Consider the following 25,447-nt stretch of genomic DNA (forward strand, 5'->3'; position numbering starts at 1 on the left):
GATGTTTTGCTATTATCGATCAACTTTTCTCATATCTCGGGGCGTGCGATGCATCGTCAGCGAATTCCCTCCCTGAAGTTGCTCATGGGCTTCGAAGCCGCGGCGCGCCACGGCAATTTCTCGCGTGCGGCGGACGAATTGCACGTCAGCCAGTCGGCGATCAGTCATCAGGTGCAGCAACTGGAGGAGGAGATCGGGCAGCCGCTGTTCCGGCGTGTGGGGCGCGGTGTCGAACTGACGGTGGCGGGGGAGGTGTTACAGCGCAGCGTGCAGCGCTCGGTCGATACGTTACGCAGCGGGCTGGGGCGCATTGCCACGTATCTGGACCCCGGACTGGTGGTCATCGTGGGGCCGGCGCAGGTGTTGCACGGCTGGCTGAGCCCGCGTCTCGACGATCTGCTGGCGCGTATTCCGTCGCTATGCCCGATGCTGTCGACGGACGAATCGGCGCGTTTCATCGACGAGATGGACATCGATATCGCCATCAGCGACCGTCCGCTTCAGCAAACCGGGTTGACGCAGACGCCATGGCTGCATGACGAGTGGGTGATCGTGGCCGAGGCGAGGCTGGCGGATCGCCTGACGCGCGTGCCGCTGTCAGCGCATGCGCAGGCGACATCGTTGCTCTGTCTCGAAGAGAGCTTCACCCGCGACGATACGGCATCGCTGTTTCGGGACCGGCTGGCGTCGTTTCGCAAGCATACGATCTACGACGACGAGCGCCTGCTGCTCGACGCCGCGCTGCGAGGCCGGGGCATCGCATGCATTTCACGATTGCTGGCCGATGAGGCGTTGCGACAAGGACGCCTGTGCGGACTTGACGGTTATCCGAGCATCGAAGGCCGCACGTGGTGGATCTCCCGCGTCGCCGGAGAACCGCGCTCGCTGGCGGTCAAGGAAGTCTTCGACTGGTTGATGCTCGAAGCGCGAGGCGTCTAGCGTATTCATGGGTGAAATGCCGGCGGCATTCGATCCTGCCACCGGCATTGCCTGGGGCTTGCGCCCCACGATAGCTGTCAGACCGCCACTGTCTTACCATCCGGGCGTCCGAGCTTCGGTCCGACGCCAGGTTTCACCTGCAACATCGCGAAGACGCCGATGGCCGTCGCGACCGCCGTGGCGATGAACATCGACGAGTAGCCGTACTTCGCCGACAGAATGCCCGCCAGGGTCGGTGCGAGCACGGACGCAATGTTCGCGATGAAGTGCATCAGGCCGCTGAACGTGCCTACCCGCGACGGCGCCGTGTCGATCACGACGGCCCAGTACACTGAGTTCGGCAGCGCATTGAGCGCATTGCCCAGCGTCATCAGGGCGATCACGGCCCACACGCTCTGCGCTTGCGACACCAGCAGGAAACACAGCGTCGTGCACGTCAGCGACGCGGCGGCGAACCAGCTGCGTGCGATCACCAGCTTGCCGGTCTTGCGGTACAGCCAGTCGGAGATGCGCCCGCCGAGCAGCACCGTCACGCACGCCCCCGTCCACGGAATCATGCCGATGTACCACAGTGACGACAGCGTGAAATGGAACTCGTCCGCGAGGTACTTCGGTGTCCAGGTCAGCAACATGAAGTTGACGTAGATGAACGCGAAATAACCGATCGAGTTGAACACCAGCGTCTTGCTCCTGAAGAAGCTCCACCACGGCATTTCGCTGGCCGCAGCGGCGGACGACGACGGCTGCGCCGGGCGTCCCGCCTGAATCAGCGCGACCTCGGCCGCATTCACGCGGGGATTGTCTTCCGGACGATTCGTGTAGACGCGGGCAAACAGCGCGATCAGCACGAAGCCGGCTACGCCGAGCACCACATACATCGTGCGCCAGCTATCGGTGAGCAGCAGCAGACCGACTGCTACCGGGGCCGTGAGCAGTGCGCCCAGTGGCGTGCTCAGCAGCCCGATCGACACGGCGAAACCGCGTTCGGACGGTGACGCCCAGGCCGACATCGTCTTGTTGATGATGGAGTAGGCCGGTCCCTCGGCGAAGCCGAACAGCACACGAATCGTGGCGAAGCCCGTGAGCGCCGAGCCGCCGAAGACCGCCACGCCGATGTCGCCCGCCCAGATCATCGCGATGGCAAAGGCCGACCACGCAATACCGGCGATCACCCATACCTTCTTTGCGCCGAGCCGGTCGGCCAGCGCACCGCCGAACAGTGCGCCGAACATATAGCCGTAGCCGAAATAGCCGAGCACGGCCCCCCATCCCGCCCGGTCGAAGCCGTATTCCGCCGTGATCTGGGCGGCCGAGTACGAAATCGCGCCCCGGTCGATGTAGTTCACGAGGGCGATCACGACAATGAGTGCGAATACCGCGAACCGGTATCGGGTCGCCCCGGCGGCCGGATGGCCCACAGTGGTTGGTTGCATGACATCTCCTGATATGGGTTTTCTCTGGGGGAGCGCCGCGAAGCGCATCATGCCCTTCGCAAACGATTGTCGATTATATATAATGCACAATGCATAGCAACCGAAATTAAAATCGTCTCCACTCACCTGATCCCTCTGCCATGATCGACTCGTCTTCCACGCCCACCACGCCCACCACGCCTGCCATGCCTTCAATCCCTGCTTCGCTTCCGACGATCGCCGTCGCCTCGCTCGGCGGCACGATCAGCATGACGCCCTCCGATGCGGCCGGTGGTGTCGTCCCGACGCTCGACGCCACGCAACTCGCCCGCTCCGTACCGGGCCTCGCCGAGGTGGCGGTCATCCGCACGACATCGTTGCGTCAGTTGCCGAGTGCCTCGCTGGGCTACGACGATCTGATGGCGGCGCTCGCGTGGGCCGAGCAGGAGATCGAGGCGGGGGCGAGCGGTGTCGTGCTCACGCAGGGCACAGACACGCTGGAAGAGACGGCCTTTCTGCTGAATCTGTTCTGGAAGTCACCGGCACCGCTGATCGTGACCGGGGCGATGCGCGCGCCGCAGGCTGCCGGTGCCGACGGTCCTGCCAACTTGCTGGCGGCGGTGCGTACGGCCTGTCATCCGGACAGTGCCGGTCGCGGCGTACTCGTGGTGATGAACGACACGGTGCATTACGCACGCTGGGTCAGCAAGAGCGACGCACTGGCGGTGCAGGCATTCGCGTCGCTCGACGGCGGTGTCGCGGCGCGCCTCGTCGAAGGGCGTCCCACGTATTTTCATGGCGCTGCCATGCAAGCGCAGCCGTTGCCCCGACCCGTGCGGGCGTGGCCGAAAGTCGCGCTGGTGACGGCGGTCCTCGGCGATGACGGTGAACTGGCGGAGATGGCGGTCGAGGGCGGTTACGAGGCGCTCGTGGTTGCCGCACAGGGGGCAGGGCACGTCTCGTTCGGCTTCGCACAGCGCATCGGCACGCTGACGTCGCGGGTGCCGGTGGTGATCGCCAGTCGTGCGGCAAGCGGCTCGACGGCGTCGCAAACGTACGGCTACGTCGGTTCGGAAATCGATCTCGCGCGACGCGGCGCCCATCTGTCGGGCTGGCTGTCGCCGCTGAAGACGCGACTGCTGGTGACGGCGCTTCTGGCCTCGGGCACGGCGGCTGGTGACCTCGGAGAGGCATTGGCAAATTGGAGTAAACTCACGCGTCGATAAATCCTCACACGGCCTTCCTTTGAAAAGCACGTCCTCCGCATCCGGCGCCGTCGGTTCGTCCGTCACTTCGGGCCGTCGCCGGCTCACCGCGTATCAATATGCCATCGAGACCTTGCGCACCGAGATTCTGCAAGGTCGTCTGAAGGCGGGGGACCGGTTGCGTCAGGACGATCTTGCGCGCCGTCTCGACATGTCGACGACGCCCGTGCGCGAAGCCTTGCGCACGCTGGTCTCCGAAGGGCTGGTGTTTTTCGACGTGCATCGTGGCGCTGTGGTGCGGGGTCTCACGATCGACGACGTCAACGAGATCTACCGCTTGCGCATGACGCTGGAGCCGATGATGGCCGAGCAGGCGATGGCGACGATGCGCGAGGAAGATATCGCGCACGCGCAGGCGCTACATGCCGAGATGCTGGCGACGACGGACGTCGTGAAGTGGACCGAACTGAATCAGGCGTTTCACGCGGCGCTGTGGGCGTCGCAGGACAACTCCCGTCTCGCCCATCTGATCAAGACGTTGCGCGATGCGTCCGGGCCTTACATCGCCTTGTCGCTCTACATGCGGCCCGTGCACGTGGACGTGAGCAATCGTGAGCACGAGACCATGCTCGACGAGTACCGCACGCGCGACGTTGCAGCAGCCCGCAAGCACACGCAGGCGCATCTCGACGCAACGCTGCGCATCATCGTTCAGGCCATCGAGCAGACCGAAGCCGAAGCGGCGGCGAACGACTGACGGAGATGTCTACCGGCATGGCATTGCGCTGTGCCGGTGGACTACTCAGCACCGCATTCCCCTACCGCCCCGGCATATCCATTTGCACACCATATGTTTTGCTGTCCGTAGCGATTTCGGATGGCGCGTCTGGATGCCATTTCGGGTTAACACCTAAAGTTTTCTCCCTGCCTGCCGTAACGTCTTAGGTGGATTCTCCCACCTCGTGGAGCCGGTAGCCTGGGTGCCGGTCTTCTGTCTTTCGATCCCCCTAGCCGCAGGCCTGCCTCGACAGCATGACAGTATCTTCGCTTAGAACACGCATCATTCTGATCGCGTGTGCCACCGTCATTGGTGCACTGATCCTCTCCGGCATTACCACTTACGTCATCGTGCGCAACAGCATGATGTCGACCATCTCAGACACGCTCGACGCCGTCGCCAGTGGCAACACGCTGGCCGTGGAACGCTGGGCCGCCGCCAAGGGCCAGTCGGTCGTGGGCACCGCCGCCGCCGTCGAAAAGGGCGAGCAGGGCGTGGCCCTCACGAAGCTGCTTGGCGCGACCAACGGCTTCCCGATCTCCAGCATTGGCTGGAGCGACAAGTCGTATTTCTCCAGCGGCCCCACGCCGCCCGATTACGACCCGACCGCACGCCCCTGGTACAAGGGCGCCACGTCTGCCGGCAAGCTCACGGTCGTCAAGCCTTACGCCGACATTGCCTCGGGCAAGCTCTATGTGTCGTTCGCTGCGCCGATTCTGCGTGACGGTCAGACGCTCGGTGCGGTGAGCGGCGCGGTGCCGCTCGACGCTGTGCAGGACGTCGTCAAGGCCGTTCACCCCACGCCGTCGAGCCTCGCCTTCGTGGTCTCGCGCGACGGTCTCGTGATCGCGCATCCGGACGAAAAGCTCATGCTCAAGCAGTCGAGCGATCTCGCCGCCGCGCTCACGCCCGACGCGCTGGGCAAGATGGAGCACGCCGCCAACCCCACGGAAGTCGAACTCGGCGGTGCGGCAAAGCTGGTCAAGGCGCAGCCGGTGCCAGGCACCGACTGGCTGTTCGTCGTCGCCCTCGACAAGGCGGAAGCCACCACCGGGCTGTCGCGCGTGCTGAGCGGCACGCTCATCTCGCTGATCGTGCTCACGCTGTGCGCCATCGGCATCGCGAGCTTCTTCACGTCACAGGCTTTCCGCCGTCTGTCGCAAGTGCGCGATGCCATGGACACCATCGGCTCGGGCGGCGGCGATCTGACGCGCCGCCTCGATGTCATCGGGCACGACGAAGTCGCGCAGATATCGAAGTCGTTCAACGCGTTCGTCGACAAGATCAGCACGGTCATGGTCGACGTGCGCTCGGGCGTTCACGGCATGACCTCGGCGACGAGCGAGATCGAGATGGGCAACCGCGATCTGTCGCAACGCACCGAGGCATCGGCCGGCACGTTGCAGGAGACGTCGGCGGCGCTCACCGAACTGACGGCGAGCGTCAAGCAGACGGCCGAGGCGGCCGAGCATGCCACGCGTCTGGCCAACGACGCGAGCGACGCCGCAGCGCGTGGCGGCGACGTCGTCACGGGGGCCGTCACGACGATGAGCCAGATTGCGAAGTCGTCGGAGCGCATTACCGAAATCATCGGCGTGATCGACGGCATTGCGTTCCAGACGAACATCCTCGCGCTCAATGCGGCGGTGGAAGCCGCGCGTGCGGGCGAACAGGGACGTGGCTTCGCGGTCGTGGCCGGGGAAGTGCGCACGCTGGCGCAGCGTAGTGCCGCCGCCGCGCAGGAAATCAAGACGCTTATCGAAGCCTCGGTGCAGAACGTCAAGAGCGGCACGCAACGCGTGCAGGCGGCGGGCGACACGATGGGGGAAATCGTCGACGGCATCGCACGCGTGCGGCGTCTGATCAGCGAGATTCATACGGCCATGATGGAGCAGAGCACCGGCATCAGCCAGATCGACCGCAGCGTGGCCGAGATGGATCAGTCGACGCAGCAGAACGCCGCCCTGGTGGAAGAATCGGCCGCCGCCTCTGCCATGCTCAGCGAGCAGGCGCGCAATCTGGCCGAGACGGTGGCGCTATTCCAGTTGCGCGAGCACAGCCGTCATGGTGTGACGGTCATGCACACGCAGCACGGCGGCCGCCCTCCACGTCGCGACGAGCCGGCACTCGCGGCCTGAGCGCCCTGGCGCGCTGAGTCACTGAGCGTCTTGACGCGCTGAGTCAACTTCGCAGACTCACCCCCTCCTTCGACACGACCGGCGCTGGCGCCGGTCGCTGCCCGCCCGCCGGATTCTGTCGCACAATAGACCGCACGCCGGCGGCGCTTTTCCCCCTCTCGCATGAACGCGGCAAAGCCGACGTGTCGTCCACGTCGGGATCGCCCGCATTGCGACGTCGTTTTCCGCTGGCGATCATTCCATCATCTGGAGGAGAGACGTCATGGCGAATCAGCAATATTCGGGCGGATGTCATTGCGGTGATTTGCGCTTCACTGCAAATATTGATTTGTCCAAAACAATTACGTGCAATTGTTCCATCTGCAAAAAGCGCGGATTGATTCTCGCATTTACACCTGCCTCGGAATTCTCTCAAACGGCAGGCGATGGGAAAGCGCGGGAATACCTTTTCAACAAGCATGTGATTCGTCACCAGTTCTGTCCGAATTGCGGTGTCGAAGCGTTTGCGTTCGGTCAGATGCCCGATGGCGCGAAGATGGCAGCGATCAATGTGCGCTGCATCGATGACATCGATCTCGATACGGTGCATCCGACACCCATCGATGGCGCGAGCCGGTAATCCGGTATTTCAATCGATAGATTATTAAATATATGTTGATGGATATTTATTGAGCGATAGTTTGCCAGGAGAAACAGGCATCGTAAAACGATCGATATGCAATTGATTTTCGGATTTTTGAAATGTTTCGAAAGTCATTGCGTGAGAATCAAGGGGTTATTGGCTCAAGATTGTCGAATGCTCACCCGTTATGGCATGCGATTGTTATCGTTTTGTCGCATATGGAGCGGGCATGAAGTTCTTGGGTAGTCTCAAAATCGGCACACGGTTGAGCGTCGGGTTCGCCATCACGTTGGTTCTGTTGTGCATCGTGGGCGGCATGGCTGTCTTCCAGGCGTCGCGCATTTACGGCGGTACGCGCGACCTCGCCGATAACTGGCTGCCCAGCGTGCAGACGCTCGGCACGGCGCAGGCGGCGGCCAACGCCACACGTCGCGCTACGCTCGCGCTGCTGTTGTCCACCGACGAGACGACGCGCTCGGACGAGACGGCCAAACGTCAGGCGGCCATCGACAGCATGAACAAGACGCTGGACGCCTACAAGGGCATGATCGCGTCGGACGAAGATCGTGTGGCCTATGAGGCCGTGCGTGACGCCTGGACCACCTATCTGGCCGTCGACAATCGCGTTGCCGAACTGGAAAAGGGCGATAGCGACTCGAAGGTGCTGGCTCGTTCCGTCGCCATGGCCGAGGCCACCAAGCCGTTCGCGGTCCTCGCCGAGAAGCTGAGAGCCCATGTGGAAGTCAATCGTGCAGGCGCCGCGCGGGCGACTGACGCTGCCGCCAGCAGCTATCACGCGGCGTTCACCGCCACCATCGTCCTGATTCTGCTGGCGCTGGCCGTGGCGACGCTCATCGCCTGGCTCATTACGCGCTCGATCACGGTGCCTATCGGTCGCTGTGTGGAAATTGCGCAGACGGTGGCGCGCGGCGATCTCAGCTCGCGTATCGACGTGCAGGGACAGGACGAACTTGCCCAATTGCTCGGCTCGCTGCGCGACATGAACACCCGGCTCGCGCAGGTCGTGGGGCAGGTGCGCAATACCAGTGAAAGCATCGCGACCGGCTCGGCACAGATCGCGGCGGGCAACACCGATCTGTCGTCACGCACCGAACAGCAGGCCGCTTCGCTGGAGGAAACGGCCGCGAGCATGGAAGAGCTCACGACTACCGTCAAGCAGAACGCGGACAACGCCGAGCAGGGCAATGTGCTGGCCTCGAATGCGTCGCAAATCGCACAGCGCGGCGGCGAAGTGGTGCGTCAGGTCGTCGAGACGATGCGGGGGATCTCGGACGGCTCCGCGCGCGTGGCCGACATCACGAGCGTGATCGAAGGCATTGCCTTCCAGACCAACATCCTGGCGCTCAACGCGGCGGTCGAGGCGGCGCGCGCAGGGGAGCAGGGACGTGGTTTCGCTGTCGTCGCTGGCGAAGTGCGAACGCTCGCGCAGCGCAGTGCCAATGCCGCGAAGGAGATCAAGGAGTTGATCGATGCCTCGACGCGGCAAGTCAGCGACGGCACGAAGCTGGTGGCCGAAGCCGGCGGCACGATGGACGAAGTGGTCCACGCCGTCAAACGGGTCACCGATCTGATGGCGGAAATCGCGGCGGCGTCGACCGAGCAGCGCACGGGCATCGAGCAGGTCAATCAGGCGGTGATGCAGATGGATACCGTCACGCAGCAGAATGCGGCGTTGGTGGAAGAAGCCTCGGCGGCGGCTCAGTCGATGGCGGCCCAATCGAGCGGCCTTCGCGAGTTGGTGTCGATCTTCCGGATCGACGGGGCGACCGGTCAGGCGCCGCGCATGATCGCGTGACGGCTGCGGGTCCGTGCGGTGGCGGGTGTCGTTGAGACGTGTTGCCGGACCGTAAAAAACGGCTCGCCCGCGGGTGCCGGCGAGCCGTGAATGCCGGAGCGCTCTCACCAGCGTCCGGCCCATGAGACCGCATGCGTCTCACGTTCTTCTCGGCACCGGCGCGTCTTGTGGACTGCGCCGATGCCGGCCAACCGGTGTCCGGCCGCCCGCCCCCCGGCGATGGCGTCCGGCACCGATGTCGGAGATGTCACCCGGCTGTGTCGGCCGCTGGCTTCATCCGACGGTCTCGATCGCTTCCGTCGATCCCGTTATTCCCATCACTTGCCCGCCAGCATCGAGCCACGCTCGCGCAGGTTGACGTGCAGATCGAAGGCGTGCTCCAGCGCGTGAGGCGTCTGGCCGCCGTAGCGCTGCGCGTCGCGGTAATACTCGCGCAGCACGTCGCGGTAGCTCGGATGCGCGCAGTTGTCGATGACAAGATTCACACGCTCGCGCGGCGCCAGCGTGCGCAGATCGGCCAGCCCTTGTTCGGTCACGATGATGTCGACGTCGTGCTCGTTATGGTCCACGTGCGGCACCATCGGCACGATGCTCGAAATCTTGCCCTCCTTGGCGATGGACTTCGTCGCGAAGATGGCCATGCGGGCATTGCGGGCGAAGTCGCCGGAGCCGCCGATGCCGTTCATCATGTGCGTGCCGCCGACATGCGTCGAATTCACGTTGCCGTAGATATCCACTTCGAGCGCGGTGTTCAGGGCGATCAGGCCCAGACGACGGATGACCTCCGGATGGTTGCTGACCTCCTGCGGGCGCAGCACCAGCTTGTCGCGGTAACGCTCCAGATGCTTGAACACACGGTCCTGCACCGCCTGCGACACCGTGATCGACGAGCCCGAGGCGAACACCATCTTGCCGGCGTCCATCAGATCGAACGTCGAGTCCTGAAGCACTTCCGAGTACATCGTCAGGTCTTCGAACGGCGAATCGATGAAGCCGGTGAGCACCGCGTTGGCGATCGTGCCGATGCCCGACTGGATCGCGGGCAGCGTGCGGGGCAGACGTCCGCGCGAGACTTCGTGCTGGAAGAATTCGATGAGATGGCCGGCGATGCGTTGCGTGTCGGCGTCGGGCGGCAGCGCATTGGAGGCGCTGTCCGGCGTATCGGTGATGACGATGGCCGCGATCTTCTCCGGCGCAATCTTCACCACGTGCGTGCCAACGCGGTCACGCACGTCGACGATGGGCAGCGGCGCACGGTGCGGGCGCTGACCCGGAATCCAGATGTCGTGCATGCCCTCGAACGCGAGCGGCTGCGCGAGGTTGATCTCCACGATCACCTTCTCGGCGAGGATCGCGAAGCTCGCCGAGTTGCCGACCGACGAACTCGGCACGAGTCCGCCGTCTTCCGTAATGGCGACCGCCTCGATCACCGCGACATCCAGCTTGCCGAACTGGCCGGTGCGCAGGAATTCGACGGTCTCGGAAAGATGCTGGTCGACGAACATCACTTCGCCGCGATTGATCGCGCTGCGCAACGTGGTGTCGACCTGGAACGGCAGACGTTTGGCGAGTACGCCCGCTTCCGTGAGGGTCTTGTCCGAGTCGTGCCCCAGCGATGCCCCGGTGATCAGGGTGATTTTCATCGGGTTGGCTTTCGCCCGTCGGGCCAGAGCGATCGGCATGTCCTTGGCGTCGCCGGCGCGGGTAAATCCGCTCATGCCGACCACCATGCCGTCGCCAACGAGCTTGGCAGCGTCGTCTGCGCTCATCACCCGGTCGCGTAGCGACGCCAGGCGGATGCGATCTTCAAACATCGTGAGGCTCCTCGTGTCTCTTCTCTAAGTCTCTTTTTCGAATCTCTTGAATTCTCGGCGCGACCGCTTTGGGGGAGCCGGTTTGCGCTTGACTCGAAGTGTATTGACCCATCGGTCACATTTCCAATATATTGAACAAGCAAATTTCATACTTTTAAAGTATTGATAGGGAAAAGCCCGACGGCATCGGGCTGACCGGGGAGTGGTTATGGAATTGCGGCATCTGCAATATTTCATTGCTGTCGCGCAGGAGCGTCATTTCACGCGGGCGGCGGCGCGCGTCGGGATTCAGCAGCCTCCGCTGAGCTTGCAGATCCGGCAGTTGGAAGCGGAGCTGGGCGGCCCGTTGTTCGTGCGCTTGCCGCGCGATGTCGTGCTCACGGAGCTGGGTGAGGCATTTCTGCCGGAGGCACAGCAAATTCTCGAGCGCGTGGCGCGGACCAAACGGCGCATGCAGCAGATTTCGCGCGGCGAAGCGGGGCAGATTCGTATCGGCTTTGCCGGTGCGACGTATTTCGAGCCGCGTATTCCGGCATGGATTCGCGACTTCCGGGCGCGTTATCCCGAGGTGCAACTGCATCCGCAGCAGAGCAACACCGCGAGTTTGCTGAGCGCGCTACTGGACGACGCCGTCGATGCCGCGTTTATCCGCACGCCGTTCGAGGTGCCGGACGGCATTGTGAGTGTGCGCGTGGTCGACGAGCCGATGGTGCTGGCGTTGCCGTTGGGGCATCCGATGAGCGCGCGTGAGCGAGTGCCGCTCGCCGCACTCGCGCAGGACGAGTTCATCCTACTGCCGCGCGACATCAGTCCGGCGTTGTATGACCGTACGATTGCGGCATGCGAGGCAGCGGGGTTTCGTCCGAAGCTCGGGCAGGAGGCGCCGCAGATCACGTCCATAGTGCCGATGGTGGCGGCGGGTTTCGGCGTGTCGCTGGTCCCGGCGTCGGTGAGTCAGATCCGCACGCCCGGCATGGGGTTCTGGCCGATCGAAGCGCCGGCGGGAGAGGTGCCGTTAGCGCCCATCAGTCTGGCGTATCGCACCGACCACGGTTCGGCGGCGCTCGATCGCTTCATTGCGATGATGCCTGCGGACGCCGCCGGGAATGCGGGCGTGCGCGACGCGAGTCAGTGATAGCCGCGTTGACGCGGGCCCGGCAGGGCATCGTCGCCGGTCGGCTCCCAGCCGTTCGCACGCAACCGGCCGATGAGCAGCGGATGGATCATGACCGCATAAAGCAGGCACGTCGCGGGCAGTGAAAGCGCCAGTAGCGACTCCTTCCAGAGCAGCGCAGGGCCGATAGCGAGCAGCGTCCACAGCAGCGCGTGCCACGTGAAGCCATACGCCAGCAGGTAGAGCGGGCCGAGGAAGAAGGCCGCGATGCAGGACAGATACGATATCTCGATGACGTCAGCGTTCGCCGGATTGCGAAATTTGAGTGTCATGGCGAGGTCCGATGTCGTATCGAGAATGCGGGAGTCGGCAAGGTAACCGAGTGCCGACCCCCTATCGTCCCACTCGAAAATCCCCTTGGCGCGCGGTGCAGCAGGCGATTGTCTGGCAATCCGATGTATCGCCCGGGCAGTGCGCTACACTGCGGACAAGCCCCGGCAAGGGGCACTATCGTGGACGCCACTCTCCATGCAAACGCTCAGAAGGCTGACCCGCTGGTTGCCGGTGCTTGTCGGGGCCCTGGCGGGCATGCTGGTCATGCTGTTGATGGGTCAGGTCGCGCAGACCCGTGTCGACGATTTTCGCCTGCGAAACTATGCGCAGGACATCATGGGGTTCATGGGCGATGCGTCGATTTCCAGTCGCAACGCGTTGCAGGACGCGATGTACAGTGGCGCGCTGCCCTGTACCGACGCCGACATCCTCTCGCTGCGACGTGTCGCCATGCGCAGCCCTTATTTCCATGACATCGGTCGCGTTCATAACTCGCGTCTGTTGTGTTCCGCCGTGGTCGGCAGGTTGGACCCCGCGCCCGAACTGCCCCCGCCGAGTCATGAGACGCGCACGGGCGTGAAGCTCTGGCACACGCTGACCGGCATTGTCACGCCGGGCGTGCAGGTCAATGCGATTGGTCTGGGCGACGTGGTGGTGTTCAGCCCGCCGATATTGCCGACACGGCTCGGCACCCCGGCGCCGGGGTTCGCGTCGGTGGCGTCGACGGGGGATATGCGCTTCCAGTTCTGGCGCGCGGGCAAGTTCGAGGACCAGCAGCGCATCACCCTCGGGCAGACCTCACGCTGGCTCGACATCGGTTCGCTGCGTCAGTATTCGATGTGTTCCAGCAGCGTGGACGTCTGTGTGTCGGCTGTCTACACGTCGTCGCGACTGGTGGCCAACCCCTGGGGGCTGCTGCTTGCGCTGCTTACGGGGGCGGTAGCCGGTGGCGCGGTGGGCATGTCATGGCGTTCGCGCCGGCGCTACCGTATGTCCATCGACTGGGTGACACAGCAGGCCGCCGAGTCGGGCGGCATCCACCTCGTCTACCAGCCACTGGTGCGTTTGCGTGACGGCAAGATGGTCGGTGTGGAAGCACTGGCACGCCTTAACGACAGTGCGGGCAACCCGATTTCGCCGGACATCTTTATCCCGATTGCCGAGCGACAGGGGGTGATCGGGCTGATCACGCGGCAGGTGGCGCGCAAGGCGCTGATCGAGATGCACGGGCGTATGCTGGCGGATCCGGAGTTCCACCTGAGCATCAATCTCGCGGCGACGGATGTCGTCGACCAGACTTTTCACACGTATCTGAATCACATGGCGGCATCGCTGCGTGTGCCGCGCGCGCAGATTGCGCTGGAAGTGACGGAGCGCTCGACCGACAGCATGACGAAACTGCGCGAAGCGCTGGACCGGCTGCGCATCGATGGCTATCAGATTCACATCGACGACTTCGGCACCGGCTTTTCCAACCTCGCGTATCTGTCGACGCTGAACGTCGATGCACTGAAGATCGACCGCATGTTCACGCAGGCGATCGGCAAGGACACCGTGGGCAGCGCCATCGTCGATCAGATCTGCAAGATGGCCACGCTGCTCGGCGTGGACGTCATCGTGGAAGGGTTGGAAACGCAAGCGCAGGCCGACTACATGCTGGCGATTCACCCGGACGCGATCGGTCAGGGATGGCTGTTCGGCAAGGCGGTCACCGCCGACGATCTGATGCCGGAGCGGGGGATGGCAGTGCAGGCCTGAAGCAACAGATTAGGCAAATTACCGAGAATAACGACAACGATTCGGGACTACAGTGAAATCACCGTGGTCCTGATGTGCCCCCGACCTCCACGGACTGTCCGGCTCGCCGCTCTGGCGGGCCGCTTTTTTTTTCGACTGCTAGTCGAAATTCATGAACATGTTACGATTTCCCAAAAAAGCAGCGTTGGCGAACCGGTCCGCAGCTGCCGTTTGAAAGAAGGGGACTTATGACAGATTCGTTCAAATTCAACTGGCATTATGTCAGTCATACGCCGCCAGGGCGGCCATTCGACCTGGCAGGCGCCATTACCCCGCGCGCCGACAAGCGCTTCGATGGCGCTGTCGACGCCTATTGCGACGGGGATTACATCGGTCGATGCGAATTTTCGAGCATCGACGCCGATTGCGCGTCCGATGCCGCAGCGCAGATTCGAAAACGTATCGAGTGCCGCATCGAGGATCGCGTCGCGAAGGAACGTCAGACGTCGCACTGAGATTGCGCGGGCCACGTTGCCTGAACCGTCTACGATGGTTCAGCGCCAGCGGTGGCAGCAACGGCCTCCCCATCCTCCCCAACCGCGCCCCCACGACACGGAAAACGACACGTTGCTGAGCCAGGGCGACGGGGCGAACGCCGGGTAGACCGGCGCGTACGCCGGATAAGCCGGGTAGGCCACGGGGTATGTCGCGTACGCCGGATAGGCGGAATAAACGGGAAAAGACGAATACGCGGGATAGGTCGCGTAAGCGGGGTCTGCCACATAAGCGGCCGGACTTGCGGCGGCACCCGGTGCGGCTCTCGACGACGGTGGCGGGACGTAGTCCGGTGGCACCGGCGATCCGTTCGGATAGTTCGGGTAGCGCGGATTGGCGGCAGGCTGAGCTTGCGGCCGATAGTCCGGCGGCACCGGTGAGCCGTTGCCCGGCTGGAAGTCGGGCGGGACGGGCGAGCCGTTCGGATACTGCGGTGGCGGCGTTGCGCGCACTGGAGCGGCGGCAACGTTAGGCGTCGGGATCGGCGCCGTCGTCACGTCGGTGCTACCGATCGACCCCGGGGCGGCACGCATGGCTTGCGGCGCAGTGGGCGTAGGCGACAGCGTCAAGGCGCCGCCCGGATACTGCACGACATAGCAGCCGGCGAGCGGCAAAACACAAAGCAGGGTGGCGAGCGGCGCGATTTTCATGGCGTCGAGTGTAGCGCAGGAATTCATGCGCGCTGCATCGCTGCCCGCGCGATCGCATTACGTTCCGTTAGCCCATCCGCCTCGTCCCCTACGAATCCGCCCTCACGATATCGACAGGCAAAAAAAACGGCCAGCGCGTTGCTGGCCGTGAAATCCACCAGGAGGAGGTGGAGGAGACAGGTGCAACTATATCAGGGAAATCCCTAGACGGGTAAACCTTTGGCAAAAAAATCTGTAGAAAAACCACATCTGCGACAATTCGCCGCTTTTTCCCGCGCTGACCGCCCATTTCCACGCCCCGTATAGCCTTTGCGTACATCGGGCGGGCGTTCTCCCATCGTTGGTATGGAGAAAAACCACAAAAACGCGTGCCGTTCGCCAAGGCGAAGCATCCGGCATCGGCCCGCGACGCTTTCCTCTGCCCCGACCTTGGCATCCGACGAGAATTCGGGTCGCCTCTAAGTGTTAACACCAAGCATTGATTTACGTTGGGAGAGATAAACTTCCGCAAAGCGTAATTTGCGTGCGCGAGTGGATGGCACCGTTCGTCCTTCGATCCTCGGCACGAAATGCCACGCTGCCCGAACGGGGCGGCGCGGTGCCCGCGAGGCAGCGTCAGTCATCAGCAGTCAGAAAGCCGGCGCCTCGACCGGGACGCAATACCACGAAGTTGCGAGAACGTTTGGAGACAGCATGAAAGCAGCAGAAGTGAATGTGGGCGCATTGATCGACGACAGTCGGCTGGGCGCTTATCAGTGGTGGGTGATCGCGTTGTGCGCGATGTGTCTGGTGGTCGACGGTTTCGACGTGCAGGCCATGGGTTACGTGGCCCCGGTGGTGATTCGCGAGTGGGGCATTGCCAAGGAAACGCTTTCGCCGGTGTTCGGCGCGGGGCTGTTCGGCATGCTCGTCGGCTCGCTCACGTTTTCGGCGTTGGCCGACAAATTGGGGCGTCGTCCGGTGCTGATCGGCGCGACGCTGTTCTTCTCGGTGTGCATGATCGTCACGGGATTCGCCAACACGATCACCGAACTGGTCGTCTGGCGCTTTGTCGCCGGTCTGGGGCTCGGTTGCATCATGCCCAACGCGATGGCGCTGGCTGGTGAGTACAGCCCGCGCCGCATCCGCGTCTCGCTGATGATGATCGTGTCGTGCGGCTTTACGCTGGGCGGTGTGGTCGGCGGCCTGATTACGGCGGCGATCATTCCGAGCCTCGGCTGGCGCGCGGTGTTCTACATCGGTGGCGCGATTCCGCTGGTGCTGGGCGTGCTGATGTGGATCTCGCTGCCCGAATCGATCCAGTTCCTGATGTTCAGGAAGAGCGACCGTGTGCGTATCCGCAAGCAACTGTTGCGCGTCGCGCCGACGGCAAATGTGCCGGCCGACGCGCACTTCGTGCTCAACGAACAAAAGGCCCAGGGCGTGCCGTTCATCGAACTGTTCAAGGACGGTCGCGCCCGCGTGACGATCCTGCTGTGGGTCATCAACTTCGCCAACCTGCTCGACATGTACTTCCTGTCGAACTGGCTGCCGACGGTGATTCGCGACGCCGGCTATTCGACGCAGGTCGCCGTGATGGCGGGGACTGCCCTGTGGGCGGGCGGCGTGATCGGCACGCTGCTGTTGGGCCGTGTGATCGACCGCGTGGGCTTCACGAGTGTGCTGGCCGTCACGTTCCTGATCGCGATTGCCGCGACGGCCGCGATCGGCAATCCGGTGGTGATGGTGTCGATGGTGGCGGTCTTCATCGCGATCTTCTTCGCGGGCTTCTCGATCATCGGCGGTCAGCCGGCGCTCAACGCGCTGGCGGCCACCTACTATCCGACGTCCCTGCGTTCCACGGGCATTGGCTGGAGCCTCGGCATCGGCCGTATCGGATCGGTGCTGGGCCCGGTGCTCGGCGGTGCGCTGATGCATCTGCAATGGTCGTCGTCGTCGCTGTTCCTCGCGGCGGCCGTGCCGGCCTGTGTCTCGCTGATCGGTGTGCTTGCCATCGCTCGTACGCAACGCAGCGACGGCGGCAATCTGCGCGCGGCAACGGCGAGCTGAGCCTTCGATGGCGGACGATCGACGCGGTGACACGGTCACGCGGGCGACCGATCCCATGTCACGGCATAAGCATCGGTTAGGTTTGCGATAACCATCGAGTATGAAAGGTCGACGCCCGCCGGCGTTATCATGGCGGGCGTCGTCGTTTTCGCGAAATCTCTCGCGGCGCCGACGGGATTCGCACAAAAAATCAGAACGATAAATGACCTCGACGTCCGAACTCTCTCCCGCCTTGCCTTCCGAGCGTGTGCTGTTGGGCATTCTCGGTTTGTTCATGATGATTGCGCCCGCGTCCACGGATATGTACCTGCCTGGGCTGCCGACGATGCGGCACGAGCTGGGCGCGAGCGCGGCGGCCACGCAGCTCACGCTGTCGTACTTCTTCCTGGGTTTTGCCTTCGGCCAGTTGGTCTGGGGGCCGCTTGCCGATCGCTTCGGACGCCGCAAGCCCATGGCCGCCGGCATTGCGCTGTACATCTTCGGCAGCATCGGCTGTGCGTTCGCCGACAGCATCGATCACATGATGATGTGGCGCTTCGTGCAGGCGCTGGGCGGGTGTGCCATGCCGGTGATCGCGCAGGCCATCGTGCGTGACGTCTACGGGCCGCGCAACAGCGCGCGTGCCTTCTCGATCATGTTGCTCGTGATGAGCGTCGCGCCGATCGTCGCGCCGCTGGTTGGCGGGCAGATGCTGCGCTTCACGACATGGCGCGTGATCTTCGGCATTCTCGCGGTCTTCGGTGTCGGCGCGTTGCTGGCGCTGTGGCGTCTGCCGGAGACGGGCGACGTGAATGTCCGCCAGTCGGGAGGGCCGCGCGCGATTCTGATGTCCTACTGGCATTTGCTGCGCGACGCCCATTTCGTCGGCTACATGGTGGCGGGCGGTGCGGTGTTCGGCGCGTCGTTCACCTACATTACGGGCACGCCGCTGGTGTACATGGAGTATTTCCACGTGTCGCCGCAGTTCTTCGGCGTGCTGTTCGGCATCAATATCGTGGGCATGGCGGCGATGACGATGTTCAACTCGCGCCGCGTCGGGCAACTCGGTGCGTACCGGTTGATGCGTGTGGGCATCATCGGCTGTGCGGTCGTCACGTCGGCGCTGTGCGCGGCCGTCTGGCTGGGGCTCGTGCTGTTGCCGTTGATGGTCGTGATGCTGTTCCTGTTCATGTCGCTGCGCGGCATCATCACGGCGAACTCAGTGGCGGGCGCGCTCGCGAATCACCCGACGCGGGCCGGGGCGGCGGCGGCGCTCGTCGGCAGTGTGCAGTACGGGTTCGGCTTTGCGGCGGGTGGCCTGCTCGGTCTGCTCAACGACGGCTCGCCGCGCCCGCTGGTGAGCGTCATGTGCGGCTTCGCCCTGCTGGCGCTGATTGCGCTGTCGACGATGCTGCGCCAGCCGCACGGTGCTCACTGAGCGCGCGACACGCTCGATTTCCTCGACACGCCAGCGACGTAAGCCGGCGAAGCATAAGCGAAGGGGCGCCGTGGCGCCCCTTCGTATTTCCGTGCAGCCTGCTTTAGGTGTGGCCCTTACAGCGCCAGCACCAGTTTCTTGCCGCAGGCACGCGAGCAGCAGGACATCATCTTCGTGTTGGCATCGCGCTCGGCGCGTGTGAGCACCACGTCGCGGTGATCCACGTCGCCCTCCAGCACCTGCACTTCGCACGAGCCGCACAGCCCTTCTTCGCAATCGCTCTGCACGTCGATGTTCGCGGCGCGCAAGGCGGTGAGCAAGGTCTGATCGGCCGGCACCATGACGGTAATGCCCGAGTCCTTCAGCGTGACCTCGAACGCCTGTTCCTTTTCGGGATCGAGCGTGCCGAGTTGCGACTGGAAGTGTTCGACCCGCAGCGTGTCGTCCGGCCAGTGCGCGCTGCACTGTGCGAGCGCATCGAGCATGCGCACCGGACCGCAGGCGTAGACTTGCGTGCCGTTCTGCGGCGTGGCGAGCAGGCTCGCGTAGTCGGCGCGTTGTCCTTCGTCCTTGACCCACAGATGCAGGCGATCGCCGTGCAGCGCCTGAAGCTCGTCGAGCAGCGCCATCGTGCGACGGCTGCGACCGCTGTAGTGAATCTCGTAATCGATGCCCAGCGCCCTGGCGCGACGCGCCATCGCGGCAATCGGCGTCACGCCGATGCCACCGGCCACGAAGATCGCGCGAGGCGTCGTCTCGTCCAGACGGAAGTGATTGCGCGGGCCACGGATGCGCAACCGGTCGCCCACGCTCACCTGCGTGTGCACCCAGTTCGAACCGCCACGGCCTTCCGGCTCGTGCAGTACGGCAATCTCCAGCGCACCGGCGTCTGCCGGATCGCCGCAAAGCGAATACTGGCGCGACAAGCCTGTCTCGCCGCATTCGATATCGATGTGCGAGCCCGGCGCCCAGCGGGGCATGGCACGGCCGTCCGGCGCGACGAGACGCAGCTTGACGATGCCCTCGGCGACTGGCGTCACGGCTTCGACCACGACCGGACGCGTGACGCTGTGTCCCGACGGCTCGCCGATACGCACCGGCGACTGACGCGTGAGCACGGCAGGATCGTCACGCTCCGGATTACGCGCCGGATCCCACTCGACGAAGACGTGCTCGGGGCCACGGAACGACGTGTTCGGCACATACGTGAACGTCTGCTGCGCGAGCTTCATGTGCGGCAGACGGCGAGTGAATTCTTCGAGGAAGATCTGCATCTCCATGCGGGCGAGGTTCTTGCCCATGCACTGATGCGAGCCGTAACCGAAGGTCAGTTGATCGCTGGCGTTCTCCCGGCGGATATCGAACAGGTCGGCATCGGCGAAATGCCCTTCGTCATGGTTGGCGGACGACGTGACGATCAGCAGCTTCGACCCGGCCGCGATGTCGATGCCGCCGATGTTGACGTCCTTCGTCGCCAGGCGCCGCCACGCGGCGACCGAGCCGTTATGGCGCAGACATTCTTCCACCGCGTTCGGAATCAGCGAGGGGTCTTCGCAGATTTCACGCCACACGTCCGGATGCGAGAGCAGCAGCTTCATCGCGTTGGCGGTCGCGTTGGCCGTCGTTTCGTGGGCGGCCACGATCCCCGCCATCATCATCGAATGGAGGTACGAATCGGTCACGACTTCCGGGTGTTCCTTCTGCTTGCGAATCCCGTATTGCATCCAGCCCGGGCCGTCCGGGTTCTGACGCATCTTGTCGAGAATCTTGCCCGCCAGTTGCCAGAAGTTGCCCACGGCGTGCGCCACGGCGACCTGCTCCTCGGGCTTCGGACGTCCCCACGTGTTCACGGTGTGCGCAATCGAGTACTCGCGCAGCTTGTCCATGTCTTCTTCGGGCACGCCGAGGAAGTGCAGCGCCACCGTGAGAGGCACTTCCCACAGCATCTGATCGACGAGATCGGCGCGGCCGTCGTTGACGAAGCGGTCGACGTACTCACGCGCGAGCTGACGCACCAGCGGTTCGTGATGCTTGAGATGCTCCGGCGTGAACGGCTCCATCAGCACGCGGCGGCGCGGCATGTGCGCGGGCTCGTCTTCGTTGACCAGCGTGCGGTTCAGCGCGAAGCCGTACGAGGCGAGCACGGCGTTGGCTTCCGGCCCGGTCGGCGTGATCTTCTCCAGCGCGATCGATGGGCTGAAGGTCAGGTTGTCGCGGAAGATCGCCTTGATGTCGTCATAGCGCGTAACGACCCAGTAACCCAGCTTCGGGCTGTAGAACACCGGCTCCTGCTCACGCGCCCAGCGCACGTATTCCGGCGGGTCTTGCTGATAGCCGTCCTCGAACGGATCGAAGTCAGCCGCGCGGGCGCTCACCGGGCAGCCATTCGGTGCTGTCTGCGCCGTCGGTGCCGTCGTTTGATGGAAGGGGCAACCGCTCGCGCCGGCAGGCGCGCCGGTCGTGGCATTCGGGGTGGGGGAAGTCGTCTGGCTCATCCGCTCGCTCTCTGAGGCTCTCTATTGCCTGTCGTCCGGGCTTTGTCGGGACTTTATCAAGGCTTTGTCAGGCTATCGTGCGTCGGCGAGTCTTGCAGGACACCACCGGACACACACAATAGATCCAGTGTAGAGGAGCGTTGCCATCCGGGCAGTGTGCATCGGGCGATGACCGGCACAGGTACCCAAAATCGGCAGGGTTGTCTCCTCGGTTCGATGTGATACTCCGCATGCGCATGGAATCCCGGCACGCTGACACATTCTCTGAATCTGTTAAGCGTAAATATAATACGCATAGCGTAAATTAGTGGACTGGGGTTAACCTCTAGACTGGTCGATACGAGGCAACGATGATTTGCATCTTAAAATCTCGCCGATGACGACAAGCAAACGACCCACAGCAGGCCGCCCGCGAAGCGCGGCCGCGCTTTCCCGCACGACACACGCAACGGATGGCACTGATGCCGCCGCGCAGGATGCCATCGACGCGCCGCGTGAGCGCGGGCGCCGACAGCGCGTGCAGTCGGCCGAGACCGGCATGGTCGTGCTCAAGGGGCTGGCTCGCCTGGGCGGCCGGGCGAGCCTCACCGCGCTTGCCCTGCATGTGCAGCAGAGTCCCGCCAAGGTTCACCGCTATCTGATGAGTCTCGTGGAAGAAGGGCTCGTCGCGCAGGACGCCGACTCGCAGCAATATTTCCTCGGACTCGAAGCCATGCTCATCGGCGTGGCAGCCATGCGGCAGGCCGATCCGGTGCGGGCCGCCGAACCGGCGCTCGTGCGTCTGCGCGAGGCGTTCGACGTCACCTGTTTCATCGCCGTCATGGGCAACAAGGGGCCGACCATCGTCCGCTTCGAGGAGCCGGGTCTGCCGGTCACGATCAACGTGCGAATCGGTTCGGTGATGTCGGTGCTCTGGTCCGCCGCCGGTCGGGTCTTTCTGGGGCTGCTCGACGACCCGCAGGTGCTGGCGATGGCGCAGAGCGAGTGGGCACATGCCACCCCGGAACATCGCGCACAACTCGATGCCAACGATCCGATCGGCACGTTGCGGGCGTCGGTGCGTGCGGTGCAGGGGGCGAGCGTGCGCGACACGAATCTCACGGGCATCAGCGCGATTGCCGCGCCGGTCTTCAATTACGACGGGCGGCTCGTGGGTGTGATCACGGCACTCGGCGCGACGGGTGGCTTCGATCCCCGCATCGACAGTCCCATCGGTCAGGCCGTGCGTCGCGAGGCGCTGGCGGCGAGTCACGCACTGGGCTACCGGCCGCCACTGCCTGCCAGCGCCTGATCGCTGGCTTTCCCGTTCCCGGGTTCCCCACGTATCGCTCTCACGCCTCTCATCCGCGTATCCGTTCCGAAGGGCGGATGAAGTCGACGTGCCGAGACGCTCCAGACGATGGCGGTCGCGCAAGCGGCCGCATCTCCTGCTGCGGCGCGGCGTCCGACCTGCCAAATCGGGTGCATTCCCAAGCATTTGTCACTCCTTTCGCGTAGACGCTTGTGCTATCATTTGATAATGATTCTCATTACCAAATGAGTGATTTCCGATAGCCCTGCGCAAAGCGGGGTGAGTCATCGGGAATCACGTCTGTGGAGGTCGTAATTGTTGATGTTGAAACGAACGGTCGAATCGACACCGCGCGTCGCATCGATTCCAACACCTTCCATGACTTACGTGCCGCTCGGGCAGTTCGGACAGGGCGACCGGAAGCTCACGGGTGGCGCGCAAAAGCGTGCGCTGGCGAGCAGCGATGTCGAGGCGCTCGGGCGTGCGGGGGACACCGGCGCGCAGGCGCGCACAGCGGCCGCTTCGGCTGCTTCCTCGCCGCAATGCGGCAGCGACGAGCTATGGTTGTGGCGTTTTCTGCTCGCGGGGCGTCCCTTCGGGGCGACGGGGGCGGCAGCGGGCGGGCCGGACGATGGCGCGACGTGGCTATCGGCGGCCGAGCACTCGCTCGCGCGTCGTCTGCCGCGCACGCAGATGCGCCACCGCTTCTTATCTGAGCGCATTGCCCTTCGCTGGATCTTCGGCCGCTGGTTCCGGTGCACGCCGGCGCAGGCGCCGGTGCCGGTCGCGACACCCGGGGTGTCGTCGCTGGAATGCGACGGTCCTCACGGCAAGGTCTGGATCGATATGGCGCACGCCGGGCTGTGGCTCTTTGTGGCGATGGGACAGGGGCCGGTGGCGCTGGCCGCTCACGCGCCGACGCCCGTGGGGGGCGAGGATGGTGCTCCCGCTGTCTCCGTGATCGCGCAGGCGGGTGCGTCGGCCGCCGCGCTCGATCCCTTTGCGGTGGCGCGCGACGCCGCGCATCGCGCCTGTCTGGCGCGCCTGGCGGGGGAGGGCGAGGCGTTGGCGTCCGGCGCCGACATTCCGCTGCTGGCGCATCCTTACGTGAGCGTGCCGTACGCCGGCAGCACACGCTATCTCTACGACATGTCGGTCAGTTCGCGACTGACGGTGGTGGCCGCGCGCGACAGCATCGTGCATCGGATGCGGGCATTCGGTTGGCAGAACTGACGTTCGCTTTCCGTATTTATGGCCGCGCATATATCGATATGCTGCGGCGCAAAGGCAGGGGTCCTGAATTTGCGATATTCTGGCCGGCTGTTTGACCGGTCGTTTCGCCATTCGCCTGACGATCGTCTCGCTATCCGCAATCCGTCATCGACTTCCTGGAGAAGAAGCTCATGCACCCTCGCTCGCTCGCCTCGCGTCCCACGCTCGCTGCCGTCGCCACCGTTCTCACTGCGCTTGCCCTGCCGCTCGCGGCGCAAGCCAAGCCGCTCACCGTCTGTACGGAAGCCAGTCCGGAAGGCTTCGACGTCGTGCGTTACAACTCGCTCACCACGACCAATGCGTCTGCCGATCCGGTGTTCAACCGTCTGGTCGAATTCGATGCCGCGCAGGCGAAGGTCGTGCCGAGTCTGGCGACGAAGTGGGAAGTCAGTCCCGATGGTCTGACCTACACGTTCACGCTGCGCCCGAACGTGAGTTTCCACAGCAATGACCTCTTCAAGCCCACGCGCGCGTTCAACGCCGACGACGTGGTCTTCACCTTCGATCGCATGCTCGACGACAACGCGCCGTGGCACAAGCTCACGCCGTCGGGTTTCCCGCATGCGCAGTCGCTCTCGCTGGGCAAGCTGATCAAGTCGGTGCAGAAGGTCGACGACAACACGGTACGCTTCACGCTCTCCGAGCCGGACGCCGTATTCCTCTCGATGCTGTCGATGGGCTTCGCGTCGATCTATTCGGCGGAGTACGCCGACAAGCTCGTCGCCGCGAACAAGACGGACGAACTCAATGCGCGTCCGATCGGCACCGGGCCGTTCGTCTTCCGCAGCTATCAGAAGGACAGCGTGGTCCGCTTCGACGCGAACAAGGCGTACTTCGGCGGCGCACCGGCGTCCGAGCGTCTCATCTACACGATCGTGCCGGACGCCGCCGTGCGCGCGCAGAAGGTCAAGGTCGGCGAATGCCAGATCGCGCTCTCGCCCAAGCCGCTTGACGTGCAGGCCGCGCGTAGCGACAAGGCGCTCAAGGTGGTCGAGACGCCCGCGTTCATGACGGCGTTCGTCGCCATCAACACGCAGCACAAGCCTTTGAGCGACGTGCGTGTGCGTCAGGCGCTGAACCTCGCGTTCGACAAGCCGAGCTACGTCAAGCAAGTGTTCGAGGGCACGGCTACGCCGGCCGTCAACGTGTACCCGCCGAACACGTGGAGCTATGCGAAGAACGTCGCCGACTATCCGCACGACATCGCGAAGGCGAAGAAGCTGCTCGCCGACGCGGGTTTCCCGCAAGGCTTCGAGACGACGATCTGGACGCGTCCTGCAGGCAGTCTGCTCAACCCGAACCCGCGTGTGGGCGCCGAAATGCTGCAAAGCGATCTGGCAAAGATCGGCGTGAAGGCACAGATCAAGACGGTGGAATGGGGCGAGCTGATCCGTCGCGGCAAGGCGGGTGAGCATGACCTGCTGTTCATGGGCTGGTCGGGCGACAACGGCGATCCGGACAACTTCCTCACGCCGCAATTCAGCTGCGCGGCGGTGACGTCGGGCACGAACTTCGCGCGCTTTTGCGACGCCAGTCTCGACAAGCTGATCAGTGACGGCAAGCGCACGCACGACATCGCCGCGCGCACCGCGAAGTATCAGGCCGCGCAGAAGACCATCAAGGACGATGCGTTGTGGATTCCGCTCGCACACCCGGTCGCGTCGGTGATCACGCGCGCGGATGTGTCGGGCTATCGGGTGAGCCCGTTCGGCCGTCAGGACTTCTCGGCCGTGAAGATCAAGTAAGGCACCGGTCAGGGGCGAGCCGGCGCTCACGCCGGCAGCGAAGCCTCGGCCGCTCGTGTCCTGAG

20 protein-coding genes are annotated in these 25,447 nt (G+C 64.0%); 14 read left to right on the forward strand and 6 right to left on the reverse strand.

The window, feature by feature from the left end; genetic code table 11:
* Positions 1–48 precede the first annotated feature (48 nt).
* Positions 49–939 carry a LysR family transcriptional regulator gene (locus tag C5N93_RS16810; protein ID WP_242560185.1) on the forward strand — a complete coding sequence of 297 codons (891 nt, stop codon included), beginning with the start codon at positions 49–51 and terminating at the stop codon, positions 937–939.
* A gap of 77 nt (positions 940–1,016) precedes the next feature.
* Here the strand turns inward: C5N93_RS16810 and C5N93_RS16815 are convergent, their stop codons facing one another.
* On the reverse strand, positions 1,017–2,372 hold the full coding sequence (locus C5N93_RS16815) for an MFS transporter (RefSeq protein ID WP_242560186.1): 1,356 nt from the start codon (positions 2,370–2,372) through the stop codon (positions 1,017–1,019).
* Positions 2,373–2,478: 106 nt separating this feature from the next.
* Complete coding sequence (locus C5N93_RS16820; protein WP_242560187.1) at positions 2,479–2,622, reverse strand: hypothetical protein; 144 nt, start codon at positions 2,620–2,622, stop codon at positions 2,479–2,481.
* Here C5N93_RS16820 and C5N93_RS16825 point away from each other — a divergent pair.
* The 5 genes from C5N93_RS16825 (at position 2,621) to C5N93_RS16845 (ending at position 8,910) form a co-directional block, all read left to right on the forward strand.
* Entirely contained in the window at positions 2,621–3,577 is a 957-nt protein-coding gene (locus C5N93_RS16825) for an asparaginase (protein ID WP_242560188.1), read from the forward strand. The genes C5N93_RS16820 and C5N93_RS16825 overlap by 2 nt on opposite strands.
* Positions 3,578–3,596: 19 nt before the next feature.
* Complete coding sequence (locus C5N93_RS16830) at positions 3,597–4,313, forward strand: GntR family transcriptional regulator (RefSeq protein ID WP_242560189.1); 717 nt, start codon at positions 3,597–3,599, stop codon at positions 4,311–4,313.
* A gap of 275 nt (positions 4,314–4,588) precedes the next feature.
* Positions 4,589–6,472 (forward strand): methyl-accepting chemotaxis protein, encoded by a 1,884-nt coding sequence (locus C5N93_RS16835; protein WP_242560190.1) that lies wholly within the window; start codon positions 4,589–4,591, stop codon positions 6,470–6,472.
* A 262-nt stretch (positions 6,473–6,734) separates the two neighbouring features.
* A complete protein-coding gene (locus tag C5N93_RS16840) occupies positions 6,735–7,091 on the forward strand; it encodes a GFA family protein (RefSeq protein ID WP_242560191.1) in 357 nt (118 codons plus the stop codon).
* Positions 7,092–7,323: 232 nt separating this feature from the next.
* A complete protein-coding gene (locus tag C5N93_RS16845) occupies positions 7,324–8,910 on the forward strand; it encodes a methyl-accepting chemotaxis protein (RefSeq protein ID WP_277990335.1) in 1,587 nt (528 codons plus the stop codon).
* Positions 8,911–9,227: 317 nt separating this feature from the next.
* Here C5N93_RS16845 and C5N93_RS16850 read toward each other — a convergent pair whose 3' ends face one another.
* Positions 9,228–10,724, reverse strand: a complete 1,497-nt coding sequence (locus tag C5N93_RS16850; RefSeq protein ID WP_242560192.1) for an acetyl-CoA hydrolase/transferase family protein — start codon at positions 10,722–10,724, stop codon at positions 9,228–9,230.
* Positions 10,725–10,932: 208 nt separating this feature from the next.
* Between C5N93_RS16850 and C5N93_RS16855 the strand changes: the two genes are divergently transcribed.
* Positions 10,933–11,859: a LysR family transcriptional regulator gene (locus C5N93_RS16855; protein ID WP_242560193.1), complete on the forward strand. Its 927-nt coding sequence runs from the start codon at positions 10,933–10,935 to the stop codon at positions 11,857–11,859.
* Here the strand turns inward: C5N93_RS16855 and C5N93_RS16860 are convergent.
* Entirely contained in the window at positions 11,853–12,170 is a 318-nt protein-coding gene (locus tag C5N93_RS16860; protein ID WP_242560194.1) for a hypothetical protein, read from the reverse strand. The two genes, C5N93_RS16855 and C5N93_RS16860, sit on opposite strands and share 7 nt — an antisense overlap.
* Positions 12,171–12,366: 196 nt before the next feature.
* Between C5N93_RS16860 and C5N93_RS16865 the strand changes: the two genes are divergently transcribed.
* Together C5N93_RS16865 and C5N93_RS16870 are read left to right on the forward strand one after the other, a co-directional pair.
* A complete protein-coding gene (locus C5N93_RS16865; RefSeq protein WP_242560195.1) occupies positions 12,367–13,929 on the forward strand; it encodes an EAL domain-containing protein in 1,563 nt (520 codons plus the stop codon).
* Positions 13,930–14,156: 227 nt separating this feature from the next.
* Positions 14,157–14,423, forward strand: a complete 267-nt coding sequence (locus C5N93_RS16870; protein WP_069344216.1) for a hypothetical protein — start codon at positions 14,157–14,159, stop codon at positions 14,421–14,423.
* Positions 14,424–14,462: 39 nt separating this feature from the next.
* On the opposite strand, the gene C5N93_RS16875 is transcribed toward C5N93_RS16870, so the two are convergent.
* Positions 14,463–15,140: a hypothetical protein gene (locus tag C5N93_RS16875; RefSeq protein WP_242560196.1), complete on the reverse strand. Its 678-nt coding sequence runs from the start codon at positions 15,138–15,140 to the stop codon at positions 14,463–14,465.
* 666 nt (positions 15,141–15,806) lie between these two features.
* Here C5N93_RS16875 and C5N93_RS16880 point away from each other — a divergent pair.
* Positions 15,807–17,162 (forward strand): MFS transporter, encoded by a 1,356-nt coding sequence (locus C5N93_RS16880; protein WP_242560197.1) that lies wholly within the window; start codon positions 15,807–15,809, stop codon positions 17,160–17,162.
* Between the two features lie 202 nt (positions 17,163–17,364).
* On the forward strand, positions 17,365–18,579 hold the full coding sequence (locus tag C5N93_RS16885; protein ID WP_242560198.1) for a multidrug effflux MFS transporter: 1,215 nt from the start codon (positions 17,365–17,367) through the stop codon (positions 18,577–18,579).
* 116 nt (positions 18,580–18,695) lie between these two features.
* Here the strand turns inward: C5N93_RS16885 and C5N93_RS16890 are convergent, their stop codons facing one another.
* Positions 18,696–21,074, reverse strand: coding sequence for a cytochrome P450/oxidoreductase (locus tag C5N93_RS16890; RefSeq protein ID WP_242560199.1), 2,379 nt, complete (start codon positions 21,072–21,074; stop codon positions 18,696–18,698).
* A 376-nt stretch (positions 21,075–21,450) separates the two neighbouring features.
* Between C5N93_RS16890 and C5N93_RS16895 the strand changes: the two genes are divergently transcribed.
* The 3 genes from C5N93_RS16895 to C5N93_RS16905 all read left to right on the forward strand — a co-directional run bounded on the left by C5N93_RS16895 (position 21,451) and on the right by C5N93_RS16905 (position 25,382).
* A complete protein-coding gene (locus C5N93_RS16895) occupies positions 21,451–22,365 on the forward strand; it encodes an IclR family transcriptional regulator (RefSeq protein WP_150722892.1) in 915 nt (304 codons plus the stop codon).
* A gap of 321 nt (positions 22,366–22,686) precedes the next feature.
* The gene (locus C5N93_RS16900) at positions 22,687–23,598 is read left to right on the forward strand and encodes a hypothetical protein (protein ID WP_242560200.1); all 912 of its coding nucleotides are present in this window, start codon (positions 22,687–22,689) and stop codon (positions 23,596–23,598) included.
* 170 nt (positions 23,599–23,768) lie between these two features.
* A complete protein-coding gene (locus tag C5N93_RS16905; protein ID WP_242560201.1) occupies positions 23,769–25,382 on the forward strand; it encodes an ABC transporter substrate-binding protein in 1,614 nt (537 codons plus the stop codon).
* Positions 25,383–25,447 lie beyond the last annotated feature (65 nt).

This window comes from Pandoraea sp. LA3, from assembly GCF_022696215.1.
Taxonomy (GTDB): Bacteria; Pseudomonadota; Gammaproteobacteria; order Burkholderiales; family Burkholderiaceae; genus Pandoraea; species Pandoraea capi.

Excerpts from the sequence above, each read along its gene's own strand:
- C5N93_RS16875 (WP_242560196.1), bottom strand. The coding sequence starts at position 15,140 with ATGAATTCCTGCGCTACACTCGACGCCATGAAAATCGCGCCGCTCGCC.
- C5N93_RS16865 (WP_242560195.1), top strand. The coding sequence starts at position 12,367 with ATGCAAACGCTCAGAAGGCTGACCCGCTGGTTGCCGGTGCTTGTCGGG.
- C5N93_RS16835 (WP_242560190.1), top strand. The coding sequence starts at position 4,589 with ATGACAGTATCTTCGCTTAGAACACGCATCATTCTGATCGCGTGTGCC.
- C5N93_RS16900 (WP_242560200.1), top strand. The coding sequence starts at position 22,687 with ATGTTGAAACGAACGGTCGAATCGACACCGCGCGTCGCATCGATTCCA.
- C5N93_RS16855 (WP_242560193.1), top strand. The coding sequence starts at position 10,933 with ATGGAATTGCGGCATCTGCAATATTTCATTGCTGTCGCGCAGGAGCGT.
- C5N93_RS16820 (WP_242560187.1), bottom strand. The coding sequence starts at position 2,622 with ATGCTGATCGTGCCGCCGAGCGAGGCGACGGCGATCGTCGGAAGCGAA.
- C5N93_RS16815 (WP_242560186.1), bottom strand. The coding sequence starts at position 2,372 with ATGCAACCAACCACTGTGGGCCATCCGGCCGCCGGGGCGACCCGATAC.
- C5N93_RS16880 (WP_242560197.1), top strand. The coding sequence starts at position 15,807 with ATGAAAGCAGCAGAAGTGAATGTGGGCGCATTGATCGACGACAGTCGG.
- C5N93_RS16870 (WP_069344216.1), top strand. The coding sequence starts at position 14,157 with ATGACAGATTCGTTCAAATTCAACTGGCATTATGTCAGTCATACGCCG.
- C5N93_RS16895 (WP_150722892.1), top strand. The coding sequence starts at position 21,451 with ATGACGACAAGCAAACGACCCACAGCAGGCCGCCCGCGAAGCGCGGCC.
- C5N93_RS16890 (WP_242560199.1), bottom strand. The coding sequence starts at position 21,074 with ATGAGCCAGACGACTTCCCCCACCCCGAATGCCACGACCGGCGCGCCT.
- C5N93_RS16840 (WP_242560191.1), top strand. The coding sequence starts at position 6,735 with ATGGCGAATCAGCAATATTCGGGCGGATGTCATTGCGGTGATTTGCGC.
- C5N93_RS16850 (WP_242560192.1), bottom strand. The coding sequence starts at position 10,724 with ATGTTTGAAGATCGCATCCGCCTGGCGTCGCTACGCGACCGGGTGATG.
- C5N93_RS16905 (WP_242560201.1), top strand. The coding sequence starts at position 23,769 with ATGCACCCTCGCTCGCTCGCCTCGCGTCCCACGCTCGCTGCCGTCGCC.
- C5N93_RS16810 (WP_242560185.1), top strand. The coding sequence starts at position 49 with ATGCATCGTCAGCGAATTCCCTCCCTGAAGTTGCTCATGGGCTTCGAA.
- C5N93_RS16845 (WP_277990335.1), top strand. The coding sequence starts at position 7,324 with ATGAAGTTCTTGGGTAGTCTCAAAATCGGCACACGGTTGAGCGTCGGG.
- C5N93_RS16825 (WP_242560188.1), top strand. The coding sequence starts at position 2,621 with ATGACGCCCTCCGATGCGGCCGGTGGTGTCGTCCCGACGCTCGACGCC.
- C5N93_RS16885 (WP_242560198.1), top strand. The coding sequence starts at position 17,365 with ATGACCTCGACGTCCGAACTCTCTCCCGCCTTGCCTTCCGAGCGTGTG.
- C5N93_RS16860 (WP_242560194.1), bottom strand. The coding sequence starts at position 12,170 with ATGACACTCAAATTTCGCAATCCGGCGAACGCTGACGTCATCGAGATA.